Raw genomic sequence first — 467 nt, forward strand, 5'->3', positions numbered from 1 at the left:
GATCGAGGGCGGGTCCCCGACCGCCGGTTTCCTCGGCTCGGTCTCGGTGGGCCCCTTCGAGTCGCTCTTCAACTCATGGGCCGGTGCGACCTGGGCCGACTGGCTCTTCATGCTGGGACTGCTCGGCATCGGGCTCGCCCTGGTGGTGGGGGTGGCGCTGTGGCCGGTCGCGATCGCCGGCGCGGTGATGCTGGCCTTCATGTGGGCGGCGGTCTGGCCCCCCGCGCGGTTCCTGAGCGACGGCTCGCCCAGCGGCTCCACCAACCCGTTCGTCAACTACCACGTGGTCTACGCGGCGGTGATGTTCGTCCTGGCCTCCACCCGGGCCGGAGACACCTGGGGCCTGGGCCGGCTCTGGGCCCGGATCGCCCCGGTCGGCCGGTTCCCCTGGCTCCGCTGACCGCACGGCCCACCCGGCCGCATCACGGCGGAACCCCGCCACCCCTCCCGGGGTGGCGGGGTTCCTT

Annotated in this window: 1 pseudogene; it reads left to right on the top strand. The window is 73.4% G+C overall.

The window, feature by feature from the left end:
• Positions 1–400: pseudogene (locus FNQ90_RS26485) on the top strand (hypothetical protein); the annotation flags it as partial.
• Positions 401–467 lie beyond the last annotated feature (67 nt).

It is taken from the genome of Streptomyces alkaliphilus (genome assembly GCF_014141535.1).
Classification (GTDB): domain Bacteria; phylum Actinomycetota; class Actinomycetes; order Streptomycetales; family Streptomycetaceae; genus Streptomyces; species Streptomyces alkaliphilus.